The following is a 15,886-nucleotide window of genomic DNA, read 5'->3' as shown; positions in this document are numbered from 1 at the left end:
GGGGCTCCGCATCTTCCGAAGCGAGGACGAGGGCGCGCCGCAGCCAGCCGAGGTTCGGATGTACACCTGTAAAGACTCCATCAACCTCCTGCTGGAATACCTCGAGGGCGAGATGTCGCCCGAGGATTCGCGCCATCTCCAGGAGCACCTGTCCGGGTGCAGCCCCTGTGAGGAGTTCCTCCGCACGTACCGGGCGACGCCCAGTCTGTGCAAGCGCGCGCTGGCGGCGAGGATGCCGAAGGAGGTCAGCACCAAGCTGACGGACTTCCTTCGCTCCAAAATCAAGTCCGCCTCGTGAACCTGAAGCAACTCTCGCTCCCGGAGCTGGAGGCGGCGCTCGCGCCGCTGTCCCCGTCGCCCACCGCCGTGCGCAAGGTGTTCGCGGCCGTCTTCGCCCACGGCCGCAAGTCCGTGACGGAGGTGGCCCGCTCGCCGCAGGTGCCCCGCCGGGTGACGGACTACCTGGAAGCCCACGCCGAGATGCCGAGCCTCCAAATCGTGGAGCGCCGCAAGGCGGACGACGGCTTCGTGAAGTACCTCTTCGACTCCCCGCTGGGCGGGCGGATTGAAGCGGTCCGCATCCCCATCTTCGACGAGAAGTACGTCATCTGCGTGTCCAGCCAGGTGGGCTGCGCGCTGGCGTGCGACTTCTGCATGACGGGGAAGTTGGGCTTCAAACGGAACCTGTATACCTGGGAGATATTGGACCAGGTGCTGCAGGTGAGGGCGGAGGCGGACCGGCCGGTGCGGGGTGTGGTGTTCATGGGGATGGGCGAGCCGCTGCTGAACTACAAGGAGACGCTGCGGGCGGCGGGCATCCTGTCGAACCCGGCGGGGTTCTCGATTGCGGGCACGGCGATTACGTTCTCCACGGCGGGGCATGTGCCGGCGATTCGGCGCTACACGCGGGAGGGGCATCCGTACCGGCTGGCGTTCTCGGTGACGAGCGCGATGTCGGAGAAGCGGGCGAAGGTGCTCCCGATTGAGAAGACGCATCCGTTGCCGGAGCTGATTGAGGCCATCCGCGAGTACAGCCAGGTGCGGCGTGAGCGGGCGATGATTGCCTATGTGGCCATCTCCGGCTTCAACCTGGAGCGCGAGGACGCGGAGGCGCTGAAGGTGGCGTTCGAGGGGATTCCCATCAAGGTGGACCTCATCGACGTGACGGACCCGACGGGGAAGTACCTGCCGCCGTCGGCGGAGGAGCTGAGCGCGTTCCGGGACTACTTGCAGGTTCTGAAGGCGCCGGTGGCGCGGCGGTACTCAGGGGGCAAGGAGATTGGGGCGGCGTGCGGGACGCTGGCGGCGACGCAGTACGGCGGCACGGTGATGCCGGTGCCTGGGGCTTCGACCACGACTCCGTGACGGTGGACGCGGGCTCACTGCGTTGGCGGCGTCAGGTCTTCGCGGAGGATTCGTTCTCGCCAGAGCCGTGAGCGCTCGGCGAACAGCTTCTCGTTCTCCTCCAGGCTCAGGTCTTTGGGCATCGAGGCATCGAGCCGCAGCGCATCGTCGTAGATGTGCAGGAAGCGCGCTCGATGTTCCCAGCCGTCGAAACAGGGGGCGTGGAAGGACGCGTCCTGATACCCCCAGAGTGAATGCCCCTTGGGGATGAAAGCGGGGAACATCACCGGGGCGTCGTCGATGACCTGTTTGCAGAGGATGCATCGACTGAGGCCGGGGAAGAATTGCGCCATGGAGAAGTCCGTTGGAGAGCGCTCGACTACTGAGTGGGGTCTTGGGTTGAGGCGTCGCTCTTGAGGAACAGCTTCGCTCCACTGTGGGCAAGCCGTTCTCGGAGCAGCTCCATCTCGACACGTGTTCCCTCCGCCAATTGACGCGGCAGGGACTTACACAGTTCGCCCGTGTCCTGGATGCTCATGCCCATGACGTCGCGGACTGCGTGGAGAAGCTGGCCTCTTCGTGGGCCTGGTTCTTCGAGACGCAGCGTCCATTTCCCGTGCGTTTCGTAGAAGAGATGGCGGAGGTCTTCCGGGATGCGGGAGTCGTCGCTCTCGAAGGCGTCTCCGCATTCGAGGCAGTGGAACGAGCTGGCGAAGCCCAGCCCCTTGCTCCTTGCCGTCGCCGTGTGGGTGCACTGTTGGAGTGTTCCGCACTGACGACACGACATGCTCGTGGTGATTGTCTCGCGAACCATCTCGTCGTCCTGAGCCCTGCGAGCCCCTCTCGCTGTTAGCGAGGCGTGTTCGCATCCTCTTCGTTGTGCAGGTCGTAGACGGTGCGCGTGCCGTGCTTTTCCTCGAGAAGATTGAAGGCCTCTTCGCCGTCTACCGCCATCACTGTCACCGGTGTTCCAGGCCAAGTGAGGTTCGGAGTCCAGATGAACGCTTTGTACTCTTTCAATTTCTTCTGGGTCATCTCTGTCTGCCTCAAGGGATTCGTGTGCGGAAATAAGTGTCAGAACGTCCCGGCCAGGTACTTGTGTGCGAGGGCTTCAAGGTTCTCCTGGACGCCCAACGCAATGGCTTTGTGAAGGAGTTCCACGCACGAAGGGACATCATCGTTCGGAATGCGTTCACCCGGGATGGTCTTGTTGTGGCTGAGCAGGACGAGCAGGCTCCATGTCGCCTGCTCCCTGAGTTCGAGTGATTCGTGGACGCAGAGGCTGGGGAGCGCTCTGGCGAAACGCTCCCGGTCCCAGCCCCGCATCCTGAAAGCCAGGAAGAGTGCATTCCTGATTTGACGCGTCGACCCGTCACGCTGCTCGACGATGTTCATCACGAACTCGAAGCCGTCGAACTTCTGGGAGATGAACTGGAGTTCGTCCCGAACGCTGCTGCTGTCCAGCTCCGCCTTGAGTCGCCTCCAGGGGGACCTGGGGCGGATGTCCGCGAGCGGCGCCAGAACCCGGTGCCTGTGCTTCTTCGCGAACACGATATCCAGCGCGTAGTCTGTCCTCCCTCGCCAGCTCCCGGCGGACTCCTCCAGAACATGCAGATAGGTGCTGAGGTCCTCGGGAGACAGGGTCGGGAGCTCATCGTGGATGAGCGTGATTCGTCCCGCTGGGAGCCAGGAGAGGTCTTTGAGGGACTTGGAGAGCGCGTCCCACGTTTGATCGAAAGAGGCGGGCAGTCGCAGCGCGGCTTCGAGCGCCTGCATCAACTGCTCGGAGCCCGAGACACCCGCGGAGACGCGTCCGACATGCGCCCCCTTGGGATTGAGCCCTTCGGGATTCTTCACGAAGTAGATGGACATGGGGCGTGGGTGACCCGAATGGAGGAGGCCCATGGATGCCTCGGAGGCATGGACCCGTGCAACGGCTGGGCCCTGACGCCTCCGAGATGCGCCCCTATCCCCAGTCCCGCACGCGGGACTCAGCCCTGGGATGCAGTCCCGGACTGGGTGAGGAACACCTTGAACTGGAGCGAGACGAAGAGGGGCTTGGGCGTCGTGAAGCCCGCCTGCCCGAGCATTCCGGCCAGGACCGCGTCGGACTCGATGGGCGTCACCTTGGCGTCGAAGAGCTTGCGGCGGTGGTCCAGCTCCTCCTTGGGGATTCCATGGGCCCGCAGGCGGCGGAACTCCACGTCCGTCAGAACCGGGTCCTTTCCGACGCGGCAGCCGATGACCAGGGGCGCTCCGGGCTTGAGCCGACGAGCCACCTCTCGCAGCAGCTCCAGGCGGGCCGCGTCCCCTTCAACATGGTGCAGGATGCCCATCATCTGCGCGCCGTCGAACGGAGGTCCCTCCGGAAGGCTCTTCAGCTCTCCCACGTGGATGTGTGTGCGAGAGAGCAACCCCTCGGTCTCCAGGCGTTTCCGCGCCACGTCGAGCATGGCCGAGGACGGGTCGATGCCCGTGAAGCGCCAACCCGGGACATCGAAGCGCAGGTAGGGCACCAGCTCCATCCCCGTGCCCAATCCCACGGCGAGCAGGGAGGCGTCCTGCTGGCCATCGAGCCGGGACGTCATCGCGCTGGCCACCAACTCGTACATCGCCTGGACGCCCGCGAGGCTGAGCGCGGCCTGGGCATCGTAATGAGCGGCGCGGTCCGCGCCGAAGCCTGGAACGATGTGTTGGACGGAATGTGCGGAGTGGTCGTGGGCCATGGCGTGTCCTCGAAGGTCGGGTGAGTCTTTCGAGGATGCGCGCCGGGCCGTCAGTCCGGTAGAGCGGGGATTCAGGCTTCATCGGCGGATTGTCGGGTCCCGAAGGGCTTGCCACCTCACTTGTTCGGTCAATGAGCGCACGGGGTTGAACGGGCGCTTCAATCACCGTGACGGCGCGACGGTATGCGCCCTCGTCTGAGGAGAAAGGGGCATCCATGGTGGGTGGCCATGGATGCCCCTGAGGAACTCAACCCTGGCGCAGTGAGTTCCAGTGCTGGTCGATTTGCTTGGACAGTTCGACCAGTGCTGCTGGCGTTGCAGTCAGTCCAGCTGCATCAACCGCCGGCAGGTCATGCCACCATGAAACGAAGGTGGCCGTGCCGTGGGCGAAGTTTCTGCAATAGGTACACCAGATCCAGAACCCACCCATGCGTCCCGGTCCTCGCATGTGCATGTAGGCGTGAAGCGCGGTCACGCCGCAGGCAGGGCAGGGGGCCGGAAGCTCGGGCAGTGCGCCCGATAGGACATCCCGAACCAACGTATTGAGAGCCGGTGTTTCGGGAAAGTCGGTCCACTCGCTCATCGGAGCCCCCGGATGAATTCTTCGAGTGCGTCTCCCGCAGCATACGCTGTCGATTCTGGGGCGTCACCGCCTCTGAGCCAGCTTCTCGCGTGGTTGAGTTCGTGGGCAATCGTGTTGGCCAGGTTGGCTTCGCTCTGAATCGCCTCTGGACCAAACTCGATGACGGTCGGGTTCGCCTTCCTGATCTTACCAGGGTTTCCTGGGGGGAGATTGGGGTTGAACTTCAGGGTGATGGTCTTGCCCGAGCCCCGCAGGTTGATGCGGTACCGTTTGACCACGGCCTCGGCGAATGCCTCTGGGGAGAGCGCCATCTCCAGCGTCTTCTCCATAGGGGCGATGGCGTGTCCGATTCGATTGCGGACCTCTGCGCCGAACCTCCGAGTGAGACCGGCGCGAACCGTGTTCACTCCACTTCGCGCTGCACCTGCCGCCCCAGTGAAGGTCGAATAGACTGCCGTGCCCGCGGTGAGCGTGTGGTAGGCGAAGCGCCCGACGCCCAATCCACAGTCCAGCGCGCCCGAGGTGGTGCAGGCCGCCTTCGCGGCGATGGCGCTCTCACCCGCCGACACGAACGGGATGAACTCGTTGATGGCGAAGCTGGCCGCGGCGAGCTTGCTGACCGGGGCGTACCGGTCATACGCCACCGACGCATTCAGCATGCTGTCGAGTTGACCCTGGATCATCGCGATGGGCCCAACACACCCCATGAACCGACAGGGATTGTTCTGAACGCCCGCGTTGAACCGCGTGGACGCCTCCGTCAAAAGCGACGTCAAAGGGGACTTCGATGAGCCCGAGCTCAGCCCGATGTCACTCGAGTGACGTGCGTCCGGCTGGGTTCTGGCGTCGTCCAGTGACTGGACGCTGGGGAGCTTGGAGTTGACGCTGGGGAGGTACAGGGACGGGCCTGGCATGGACAGGTGCCGCGCCAGGGCGGTCATCATCAGGCTTTGATTCGGCTGGGGACCCACGGACCAGCCGCCGCTGCCGCTGCCCACCAGGCTCCCCCCGTAGGGCGTGAAGCCACTCGGGTCCGTGTAGCGGAGGGGGTTGTTGAGGACGTACGAGTACGCGTTGTAGGCCTGAGCGGAGCCCGGCTCGGCGATGACCGGGTCCACGCTGAGGAACTTCATCATCCGCGGGTCGTAGATGCGCCCGCGCATGTTGATGAGGCCCAGCTCGTCGTCCTGCTCGTGTCCCGTGAAGCCCCTGCGCGCCCCGGAGTGACTCGTCGTGGACGCCTGCGCCAGGTTCGTCGCCTGTCGCCTGCCGCCGAAGGGCTCGTACTTGATGCGCTCGAGCACCGCGCCCGTTGCATCCGTCACCGTGTCGGGGCTGCCCTGCGGGTCGTTGAGGAAGTAGCGCGTGGACTCCGACGTCGAGCCCTCGTTCCAGGACACCTCGGCGACGACGCCCTCGGGGCTGGGGATGCTGACGACGTGGGTGACCGTCAGCCCCTGCTTGCGCCGCTGGTAGAGGCCGCCGACGTAGACCGTCTCCTCCAGCCCGTCATCGGAACGCTTGCGGACACGAGTGCCGGAGGCGTCGTAGTCGAAGAGGACGGTGCCACTCGACGAGGAGATGCTCCCGGGCAGGTTGAAGGGCGTGTACTGCACCGAGCGAACCAGCGCGCCCTGGCCATCGCGCATCGCGAGCTGGTTGCCGCGGTGGTCGTACTCGTAGGTGAAGGACTCGGCGCCGAGGTGGGCCTTCTTGACGGCGTGCGGCCCGCCCGACGTCCCGCCCGTGTACAGCAGACTCACGGAGGGCTCCGAGCCGACGACAGGCGCACGGCTGAGCATGTTGCCGAGCTTGTCGTACTGGAACTGGACGTCGAGCGTCTGGCAGTTCTGCTGGACCTTCCACCGGTCCAGTCGGTCCAGCGCGTCGTAGGTGTACTTCTGGGTGACGCCGACCACGAGGTCGTGGCGCGCGGACAGGTTGTCGTTGCCCGTGTACTCGTAGGCCAGCCGTTGGACGTCGGTGAGGTGCTGCCTGGCCTCGGTGAAGCGCAGCCGTCCCTGCGTGTCGTAGCGGAACTCCCGCGCGACGCTGTTGCCGTAGTGGGCCTCCGTGAGCCGGCCCATGCTGTCTCTCTGGAGGGCCCGCCAGTAGCTCAGGAGGGTGTTGGGCCGGTAGACGCTCGAGAGCTCACCCTGGTTCGTGTGCGAGTAGCCCACCGAGAACGGCGCGCCGTTGAGCTGCGCGGGGTAGATGAGGCGGTCGACCCGTCCGTAGTCGTCGTACTCGCGGCGGGTTTCGAGCGTGCTTCCACCCACCGTCTGGGAGATGCCCGTGTCGCGACCGAAGACGTCGTAGAGATACCGGGTGTCGACGAGCCCACCGGGGTTCCCCACGGGCGTGCGGCTCGCTCGCGTCAGACGTCCCTTGCCACCGGGGCCCTCGTCGTACCAGTACTGGAGGGACTCCTGGGGATTCGTGGCGGTGACGACACGGCCCAGCAGGTCGCGCGCGTAGGTGGTGGTGAGGCGGCCGGCCGCGCCCACGGGGGCATCCGAGTGGCTCTTGAGCTCGCCGAAGGCGTTGTAGAGGAAGAAGCGCGTTCCGGCGTTGGGGTCGACCGTGCGCTCCAGTCGCCCCGCGGCGTCGTAGAAGCGGGAGCTGCGGTGATTGGCTGGGTCGTCGGTGTGCTCCAGCCGACCGAAGGGGCCGTAGACGTACTTCATGGTGGCCGCCTGGCTTGTCCCCACGGCCTCCGTGGCTTCCACCATCAACCCACGGAAGTCGACGAGCGTCTTCTTCATCACGGCGGCCGCGTCCGTCGACGTCGCCTGGGTGAGGTAGGGGCCGCCTACGGAATAGGTGAGGGTCTCAATGTCCCGACCGTTGGGCCCGGTCGAGTCATCCGCGAAGCGGCGCGCCGTGACGCGGTCGAGCCCGTCGTACTCGTAGACCTCCCAGACGGGACGCTCGGAGTCGAGGCTCGGCGCCTGGGTCTTCACTACGCGCCCGAGGGCGTCGTAGATGACCTTGGAGCGCACGGGTTCGCCGTCGAAGCGATGCGACCGGGTCGACTCCGGGCGACCCATCGCATCGAACCGGGTGGTGGTCTCGTTCACCGCCCCGCTCTGCGTGGCGACGCGCGTCCGGTGGCGCGGCAGCGTGCCGTCCCACTCATAGAACGTCTCGACGATGGACCTGTTCGCGGGCGCAACCGAGGGACCCTGGTACAGCGGCGTCGCGACGCGCTGACGGCCGAAGCCGTCGTACTGCAGGCGCACGTGGGCCCCGTTCGGGTCCGCGCTCTGCGCGAGGACTCCCAGGCCTGGATGGAAGAGGTACTTCCAGGTGAGCCCCTCGGCGTCGGTGGTCGTGGCCAGTTGCGTCTGGTCGAGGCTGTCGTAGGTGACCGCCTCGGTCCGAGCGGGGCCCGAGCTCCCTTGCTGTGTCACCTGCTCGACGAGGCCCTTGGCGCTCCGCTGGAACGTCGTCTTGAGGTACGTCTCGGAGGTGGTGGGCGAGGCGACTTCGCCGATGAGCGACGGCTCGTTCTCGGCGCTCGCGACCTGCCCCTGCGCGTCATGCGTCACCTGCTGCGTGCGCGTGTGGGCCGGGTCCGCCTGCGTGGGACAGGTGACTTCACCCTGCGCTGTCCGCGTGCAGGACATCCAGGACGTCGTGACAGTCCAGGTCCCGGTGGGCAGCCAGCTGACCGGGTCGAAGGTCGAGGTGGTGACGGTCTTCACCTGCTCGGCCACGCCCGCGCCGTGGGTGATGACGGTCTGCGACTCCGGCGTGCCGTAGGCATCCAGGGTCGTCAGGGTCTCGGTCTGGGAGATGGGCGTCACACCGCCGCCGCGGTGCTCCTGGGTCTTCTCGACGATGCGCGTGGCGTACTGGGCGTAGGGCACGGCGTGGGCCCCGATTCCCGTGCGCGCATAGGTCCATTGGCGCTGCGTCTCGAACATGACGCCCGGCTCCAGTGGCACATGGGTCACTTCCGTCAGAGGCAGGCGGGCCAGGGGGGCCAGCGCCTTGCGCTGCTTGTCCTGCTGAGAGGGGTTACCCTCCACGGTGGTGGAGTTGTCGTAGGTCGTCGTGGTGCGAGCCCCTGTCACTTCGTCGATGACGATGTGCTGAGCAAAGCCCAGCCACCCCAGTCCCCGCGTGTCCGCGCGTCCATCGCGGTAGAGGTGCCGCCAGCCGCGCACGCGCTCCTCGTTGGAGTGGATGGACATGCGCGAGACGACGCGCATCGATTCGGGCGCACGGCGCAGCCACGGCTCCTGGGGCGTCTCCGTGTGGTTGGTGGCGTAGAACGGCTCGTCTGGAGTGAACGTCCCATGCGGCCTGCGCTGGGAGAGTGGTGCGTAGTCGAACGCGTAGCTCAGGCCCGAGTGGCCCTGGTACGTGGCGAGCTGGATGTTGCCGTGCACGCGCTTGAGCTCGTCCACCGGCTTCTGCCGGCGCGCGATGCGCAGCTCGTTCCCCACGCGATAGGTGAAGTCCAGGACGCCGTCGTTGTTGACGTCGATGACCTGGGACCAATCCTTGTTGTCGCCGCTCGGAACCAGGGTCAGATTCTTCAGTTGGGTGAACTGGCCTTGAGGGCCCGCGAGCAGCAGTTGGACCGACGCGTTCGGCCGGAAGATGGCGAGGTCCACCCGGCCATCTCCGTCGAAGTCTCCGTGCTCCGTCTTCGCGCCGAGCAGCACGGTGTTGAAGTGGCTGGGGAGCACCGTCTCCTGGACCTCCGTGAAGCCCTTGCCGGTGTTGAGCTGGACCAGGAGCCGGAGCGTGGTGTCGGTCGCCTCGAGCTGCCCCAGCGTCACCGCGTCCTGGAGGCCGTCACCGTTCACGTCGATGAAGTCGAAGGTGAACGCGTACAGCTTCGGCCAGAAGGGCAGCCAGTTCGGAGGTCTGCGCAGCGTGGTGGGCGCGACCATCAGCTGGGCGACCACGTTGTTGGCCGACCAGACCTCTCGGAAGCCGACCGCATCCAGGAACGTGCCCGGGTTCGGGCTCGTGCCCAGGCCCACCAGGCTCAGCTTGCCGGAGCCATCGAGGTCCGCCCCGCGCACGCCCAGTCGCGCGCTCTGGGGGTAGACCGCCGGGGACATGGAGAACGGCCTGTTGTCCGACAGCATGGGCGGTTTGATGGTGGAGGGGCGGTCATTGGTGATGACGACCCGTCGCTTGAGCGAGGCATTCGGGTCGTTCGGATTCAGGAGGTCCACCTCGTGCCGGCCGATCCACACGCGCTCGTTACGCCGGTCACCATCCACGTCGAGCCAGTACTGGGGGTTCAGCTCGGTACCGACCACGTGAAGCAATTGGCGGTTGGGGCTCAGTTGATGCGCGTAGACAGGCGTGTAGGTGGTGTTGCCTTCGAACAGGCCCCAGTAACAGGAGAGGCCCATCACCTTGGACTGTCCCGCGCCATCCCAGTCCGCCAGCAGGGGAAAGAGGTTCCGGTCCTCGCGGTCTCCGCAGAATCGGTTCCCGGCGCCCCCGCCGAAGGGACCTCCATCCGCGTTGAAATAGGGGTCCCAGCTCGCGATGCCGCTGACGGTCGAAGACCCGAGCGTGGTGGACGCGGCGTCCTGGTACTGCAACAGCCGCATCTGGTCCTCCCAGAGCTGCTGCGTCCAGTCGGTGGGGAAGTTGGCTTCAACCTCGGTGACGAGCGTGGCGCCCGTGTAGTACGCGAGGCCCTGTCGCCCAGCGCCCAGTCCAAACGCGCTGAGGCCCGCGCCCGCCTTCGCGTTGCTCACGTCGACGGCCGGCAGGTAGTCGAAGTCCCAGGAGCCCTGCTCCCAGTCGAAGCGGACGGGCGTCTTGCAGACCTCGCGGCCATCGCACTCGCGCAGCTCGGTCAGCAGGCTGCGTCCGCTGACGGCGCCCGGGTAGTACGTCAGGCGGTAGGAGCGCAGCGGCACCGTGGTCAGCGTGGTCGCTCCGGGCGCGAACCCCGGGCCACGCATGTTGATGCGTGACAGCCGGAAGTCGCGTCCGACCTTCACTCCGGAGAAGTACCCGGTGAAGGTGTCCGGCCGGGACTCGTACTCGAAGATGACCTCGCGTCGCCCCTCCTCGACGGTGACCTGGTTCGTCCCCGTCTGCGGGTCGACGGCCTCGCGGCGGAAACCGGTGTATGCGATTCGCGACGGGCGATGCCAGGCGACGGAACTCGTGTCGACGGCCGGACCCTGGTCGTAATACACGTCCAACTGGTTGCCGAAGCGGTCCTGGATGGAGGCGAGCGCCCAGGTGATGGTCACCGCCTCGTTGTCCTCCGAGGAGATGGTGCCGTCGGTGTTGGGCTTGGGCTTCGAGTGGAAGCCCCGGATGAGTGCGTCCGAGCGCAGGGTGCCGTGGACCGTCGTCGACCTGCCGTAGGTCCGGATGAGTCCGTCCCGGCCGCGCACCTCGAAGGTCGCCGGGTCGGTGGGACTCTGGCCCGTGGGGATTCGGATGGCGGCATAGGAGTCCACCTCCGTCTTGAAGGTGTTCGCTCCGGTCGATACGAGCCGCGCACCGTCCAGGCAGAAGACGCGGCTGTAGTCGTCGGGCTCATAAGGCGCCATCCAGTGGCGCGTGTCAGCAGGACGGAGCTTTCCGTCGCGCGCGAACGAGTTGGCGCAGAGCGTGATTTGCGACAGGCCCGCCAGGTTGAAGCCTGGTCCCATCAGTCCGTCATTGCCCTGGCTGTCGTAGACGATGGAGAGCGAGGGCTGGATGCCCGCGCGTCCCGGAGCGACCCACAGGGGAATCGAGACGGCGGCCGAGCCGTCAGGCGTCACGTTCGCCGTGAAGGGTGTGACACCCGGTGCTTCGGGTGTGGCGGACGTGGTGTCGAGGAGGGTGTCGGGCCGCAGCTCGAACGGGATGGTGTCGAGCGCGGTTCGCGCATGCGCGACTTCGCGGGCGGCTTCGACCTCCTCGGACGTGCCCGAGGGCACACAGCCGCTCAAGAGCTGGGTGCCGTAGAAGAACAGCATCGCGTTCGCGGCGATGCGCTTGAGGCGCCCCGGAGGGCGCGGGGGATGTGATTCGTGTCTCATGTGGAAAGGACCGTGATGAGTCGAAAGGGGTTACTGGCAGAGGGACTGGTCGCAGACGTTTCCGTCGTCCGGCGTCCCCGTGCAGTTGTTGTCGATGCCGTCGCAGACCTCGACGGCGCCGGGCCTGGTGGCGGCTCGGGTGTCGTCGCAATCACCCGGGGCGCGTGAGTAGGACTCAGGCAGACGGCACGCGCGGGTCGCTTCCCAGCTCACGCCGTAACCGTCGCCGTCGTCGTCGCGGTAGTAGGTCAACAGCGCCGCGCTGTCCGTCGAATCGTCGATGACGCCGTTGCAGTTCTCGTCGAGGCCGTTGTCACATACCTCGGGGGCGGGCGGGCCGGGTGTGCACACGCCATGCGGACCCCACTCGCAGACCTCGACGGGCGGCCTGTTGGGGCTCGGTTGCCTCCACTCGCAGAGGTTGGCGCAGGCCGGAGCGGTGCGCCTGCACTCGCCCACGCCGCAGGCGATGCTCAGGTCGTCCACCCAGCCGTTGCAGTCGTTGTCCAAGTGGTCGCAAATCTCGGGGCTGGGCGGTCGCGGGGTGCAGGTCTGCTCCACGCCATTGACGCAGGCCGGGACGCTGGCCTGGCACTCACCCAGGCCACACTGCTTCGTCGCCCCCGGGTTCACGTTGAAGTCGTGGTCGTTGCAGTCCAGGGCGTTCGGCGCGGCGCCTCCGGGGACGGTGCAGGCCATGCCGATGGGTGCGCCCGCGCCGTAGCCATCCCCATCCTGGTCGGCGTAGTAGGTCGTCATGACACCGTCGTCGATGGTGCCGTTGCAGTTGTCGTCAATGTTGTTGCAGGTCTCGGCCCTGGGGTGGCCGGGGGTGCACGAGTTGGCGATCCACTCGCAGACGATGACAGGGGGCTTGCCAGGCTGCGTCTCCTCCGACTCGCAGAAGTCGATGCACGCGGGCACGGTGCGCTGGCAGTAGCCCGTGCCGCAGGTGATGGGCGCCAAGTCGTCCACCACGCCGTTGCAGTTGTTGTCGATGCGGTCGCAGAGTTCGGCGGTCGCGGGCTTGGGGATGCATGCCTGCTCCACGCCGTTGATGCAGGCCTGGACGGTGGTGGCGCACGCGCCGATGCCGCAGGACTTGATGGCCCCCGGCTTCACGTTGGCGTCGGTGTCGTTGCAGTCGGTGGCGTTCGCGACGTAGCCGACGGGGGCGCCGCACGAGTCTTGCCACTGGTTGGGATTCCCGAAGCCGTCCGCGTCCGCGTCTCGATAGAATCGCCCGGCCTGCCAGACGGCGGGGTTGGAGTCGTTGCAGTCCGTGTTGTTGGTGACCCAGCCGACATCGACGCAGCCCTGCACCGGGGCGCCCGCGCCGCGGCCATCGCCATCCGCGTCCCGGTAGACGGTGCGAGTGACGCCTTCGTCCACCAGCCCGTCACAGTCGTTGTCGAACCCGTCGCAGATTTCGGGGTCGCAGATGGGCTCCTCGGGCTCGCAGTCAGGACAGCCGGGAGGAGGCAGTCGCTGCGCCCCTGGTTTCGCGCTCGAAGTGGACGGAGAGCTTGCCGGAGCCGCGAGGGCCAGGTCCGAGGCAAGCAATGGAATCAATGTCAAGACATAGGGAAGGAGCCGCCACACGCGCGTGTGGACTCCGAGGTGTCGTTTCATGAGGTGCTTTCGTGGTGGACGCGCGTGCGGTTCGCGAAGCGCGAACAGGGAACCATGGCGCACTGATCGCCGTCAGACGGAGAGTCCTGGCGAGTGCGCACGCGTGGGCCCGATACTGCGTTTGACGCGTGCTGTTCTCTTAAAAGATTCCTTGTTCAAAAAGCAAGCATGTCATTCCATACGCCGGGTGTGCGCCGGACCCGGAATATGAAAGGGGCCGGAGATACGTCACGACGGTGAGTTTTGGGTTGTCGGGACCGAAATCCAGTCAGGCTTCAACGACTCCTTGCCACGAGTTCGTGCTGCCCCTGGGATACGTTTCAGGAGGGCGCCGTGGGACAGGGGCTCGGTGTTCCGAGGGAGAGAGGGCGGGATGCCACCGGGCCCCAGTTCCCTTGTAGGCTCGCATTCCGTGAGTTCGACGGTGAGCGCGTTCCTCGACGACATCTCCACCCGCGACGGGCTGAAGGCGGCGCGGGCGCGACTCGACCAGTTGGGAGAAGCGCGGGCCTACCCGGCGATGGTGGCGGTCGCGACGGAGCTGGAGGCGCGGCTGGCCTCGACGCCCGCGGAGGGCCGGGAGCGGCTGCACGCCCTCTCGGACCACCTGGAGGAGGTGCTGGCCAGGGGCCAGGACGTGGACAGCGCCCTGACCCTCCTGGAGGTCGCCCGTCAGCCGCGTGACGCGCGCTACCAGGGACGTCTCTCCGCCGCGCGACGGGAGCGGGAGCTGGCGGCGCTGCTGGGGACCCATCGCGACGCGGCGAGCTTCGTGGAGCTCTGCTCCCACCGGCAGGGCCCCGAGGACCTGCTGGAGCTGTTCGCGTGTGGCGTCCACGAGTTCGTGCTGCGCGGCGCGGACCTGTCCTCGGTGCCCGGGGTCCTGGCGCTCCAGGAGGAGCTGTCTCGGCGCGGTCATCCGCTGGCGGCGCTGCCCCTCCAGCGTCGACGCTGGGAGTCCTCGTTCGGGCGCATCATGGGGATGGAGGAGCTCGACCCGTACGACACGCTCGGGGAGCGGCTGTCCTCGGCGTCACGGGAGGACGAAGAGGACGAGTACACCGCGCCCGACATCCGGCTGGCGACGCAGGACGAGCCCGTGCCTCCGGGGCTCGCGGCCGTCCTGGTCGCGGAGGACGGGGAGGGGACTCACGAGGCCATCGAGCAGCGGGTGCTCAAGCTGCGCCCCGCGCTGCCCAAGGCGCCCTCGGACACGATGACCTCGCTGCTCATCGACCTGGGCCTGCCGCTCATGAAGGACGCGGCCTTCGTGGTGTGCGAGCGGGACACGCTGTCGCGCGTGGCCGACTTCTTCTTCTCCCGGGTGGCGTCCCGCGCTCGTGGGTGGTTGGGCGCGGCGTATGGACGTCTGGCGTTGTGGCGCACGCTCGAGGCGCTCGGCGGCATCGAGGTCTCCTGGTCCAGCGATGCCCCCGAGAAGCGCTGGAACGCCTGCACCTGGTACCAGTTCAAGGGCTCCTGGCAGGACGCGCGTCCCCCTGTCATGGGGGTCGTCTGTCTTCGCCCCGGGGGCACGTCGCTCGCGCTCGTCGCGGTCCGCGATACGACGTCACTCTGGTAGGGACCTGCGCTTCCACAGGCGGAAGGCCCGCTTCGCGCTGTGGCCATCGGGGTCGCGAGGCTGGTTGAACTCCAGGAGCCGCTCGTTCTTCAGCTCGTTGGCGATGAAGCCCACCGCGCCGCCGCTCTCGTAGCCGCGCCACGTCTGGCTGCGCTGGATGGCGCCCGCGAAGAAGCGCCGGCCCTCGGGCGTGTCCTCGACGAGCCCCTGGTAGACGAGGAACCGCCAGGCCTCGTCGGCATTCCCCTGGAGGTCGGCGACGTGCAGCGAGGTGGTCAGCCTGTCCCAGTAGCGCGGAAGAATCATGGCGGCGACTCCGACTGCCGAGTTCGAGCGGAGCATAGCCGACGCCCCGGACACGGTGCCTGGCGTTGCTCTGTTCACCAATGGCCACTCACGCTTTCCCCTCCGCGAGGGCTGCCTTATGACGGGTGCCTGGCACCTGGAGGAGGTCGTTCGCGCGGATGGTGGAATACATCGACCAGCTCATCGGAGCGCTCGGTCCCCTGGGGCTCCTGGTGTTGGGCGTGGCCGCGGCGCTGGAGTACGTGGTGCCTCCCTTCCCGGGGGACACCATCACCCTGCTGGGCGGCGTGTACGCGGTGCGCGGTGAGCAGTCGATGGTGCTCGTGTTCCTCGTGGTGACGGCGGGCAGCGTGGTGGGCGCGGCCATCAACTACGCGGTGGGCCACTGGCTGGCGGGGCGCTTCGACGCGAACCCGGGGCGCAGCTACCTGGGCATCAGCCACGCGCGGCTCTCCGAGGTGCAAGCCCGGATGCGGCGCAACGGGCCCTGGCTGCTCTTGGCCAATCGCTTCCTGCCTGGCATCCGCGGGCTCATCTTCGTCGCGGCGGGTGCCTCGCGCGTGCCGCGCATCAACGCGCTGGGGCTGGGGGCGCTGTCCGCCATGGCGCACACGGGGCTGGTGCTCGCGCTGGGGGCCGCGGTGGGCGGCAATCTGGAGAAGCTGTCGGCGCTGATGAGCCGCTACCA

Annotated in this window: 13 protein-coding genes; 4 read left to right on the top strand and 9 right to left on the bottom strand. The window is 66.9% G+C overall.

The features are described 5' to 3' along the window. Positions 1–58: 58 nt before the first annotated feature. Both FL311_RS14595 and FL311_RS14590 read left to right on the top strand, forming a co-directional pair. Entirely contained in the window at positions 59–298 is a 240-nt protein-coding gene (locus FL311_RS14595) for an anti-sigma factor (protein ID WP_141325753.1), read from the top strand. Further along, positions 295–1,365 carry a radical SAM protein gene (locus FL311_RS14590; protein ID WP_141325752.1) on the top strand — a complete coding sequence of 357 codons (1,071 nt, stop codon included), beginning with the start codon at positions 295–297 and terminating at the stop codon, positions 1,363–1,365. The genes FL311_RS14595 and FL311_RS14590 overlap by 4 nt, the downstream gene beginning before the upstream one ends. A gap of 14 nt (positions 1,366–1,379) precedes the next feature. On the opposite strand, the gene FL311_RS14585 is transcribed toward FL311_RS14590, so the two are convergent. The 8 genes from FL311_RS14585 to FL311_RS14550 form a co-directional block, all read right to left on the bottom strand. Continuing rightward, a complete protein-coding gene (locus FL311_RS14585) occupies positions 1,380–1,697 on the bottom strand; it encodes a hypothetical protein (RefSeq protein WP_141325751.1) in 318 nt (105 codons plus the stop codon). A gap of 26 nt (positions 1,698–1,723) precedes the next feature. Further along, the gene (locus FL311_RS14580; protein WP_141325750.1) at positions 1,724–2,158 is read right to left on the bottom strand and encodes a hypothetical protein; all 435 of its coding nucleotides are present in this window, start codon (positions 2,156–2,158) and stop codon (positions 1,724–1,726) included. A gap of 35 nt (positions 2,159–2,193) precedes the next feature. After that, positions 2,194–2,379, bottom strand: a complete 186-nt coding sequence (locus FL311_RS14575) for a hypothetical protein (RefSeq protein ID WP_141325749.1) — start codon at positions 2,377–2,379, stop codon at positions 2,194–2,196. A gap of 39 nt (positions 2,380–2,418) precedes the next feature. Beyond that, positions 2,419–3,216 carry a barstar family protein gene (locus FL311_RS14570; protein WP_194869204.1) on the bottom strand — a complete coding sequence of 266 codons (798 nt, stop codon included), beginning with the start codon at positions 3,214–3,216 and terminating at the stop codon, positions 2,419–2,421. A 119-nt stretch (positions 3,217–3,335) separates the two neighbouring features. Further along, a complete protein-coding gene (locus tag FL311_RS14565) occupies positions 3,336–4,070 on the bottom strand; it encodes a cyclopropane-fatty-acyl-phospholipid synthase family protein (RefSeq protein ID WP_141325747.1) in 735 nt (244 codons plus the stop codon). A gap of 247 nt (positions 4,071–4,317) precedes the next feature. Beyond that, positions 4,318–4,653, bottom strand: coding sequence for a hypothetical protein (locus FL311_RS14560; RefSeq protein WP_141325746.1), 336 nt, complete (start codon positions 4,651–4,653; stop codon positions 4,318–4,320). Then, on the bottom strand, positions 4,650–11,678 hold the full coding sequence (locus FL311_RS14555) for an RHS repeat-associated core domain-containing protein (RefSeq protein WP_141325745.1): 7,029 nt from the start codon (positions 11,676–11,678) through the stop codon (positions 4,650–4,652). The genes FL311_RS14560 and FL311_RS14555 overlap by 4 nt, the downstream gene beginning before the upstream one ends. A 30-nt stretch (positions 11,679–11,708) precedes the next feature. After that, positions 11,709–13,310 (bottom strand): putative metal-binding motif-containing protein, encoded by a 1,602-nt coding sequence (locus FL311_RS14550; RefSeq protein WP_141325744.1) that lies wholly within the window; start codon positions 13,308–13,310, stop codon positions 11,709–11,711. A gap of 412 nt (positions 13,311–13,722) precedes the next feature. Between FL311_RS14550 and FL311_RS14545 the strand changes: the two genes are divergently transcribed. After that, positions 13,723–14,892, top strand: a complete 1,170-nt coding sequence (locus tag FL311_RS14545) for a DUF6183 family protein (RefSeq protein WP_153882684.1) — start codon at positions 13,723–13,725, stop codon at positions 14,890–14,892. Here FL311_RS14545 and FL311_RS14540 read toward each other — a convergent pair. Continuing rightward, positions 14,881–15,198 carry a hypothetical protein gene (locus tag FL311_RS14540; protein ID WP_141325743.1) on the bottom strand — a complete coding sequence of 106 codons (318 nt, stop codon included), beginning with the start codon at positions 15,196–15,198 and terminating at the stop codon, positions 14,881–14,883. The genes FL311_RS14545 and FL311_RS14540 overlap by 12 nt on opposite strands. Before the next feature lie 158 nt (positions 15,199–15,356). Here FL311_RS14540 and FL311_RS14535 point away from each other — a divergent pair. Next, on the top strand, positions 15,357–15,886 hold a 530-nt coding region (locus FL311_RS14535; protein ID WP_141325742.1), incomplete at its 3' end, for a DedA family protein.

The organism is Myxococcus sp. AB025B, assembly GCF_006518215.1.
Classification (GTDB): domain Bacteria; phylum Myxococcota; class Myxococcia; order Myxococcales; family Myxococcaceae; genus Myxococcus; species Myxococcus fulvus.
Note: the sequence above shows the minus strand (reverse complement) of the source record. Positions and strands in the feature narration are given on the sequence as shown.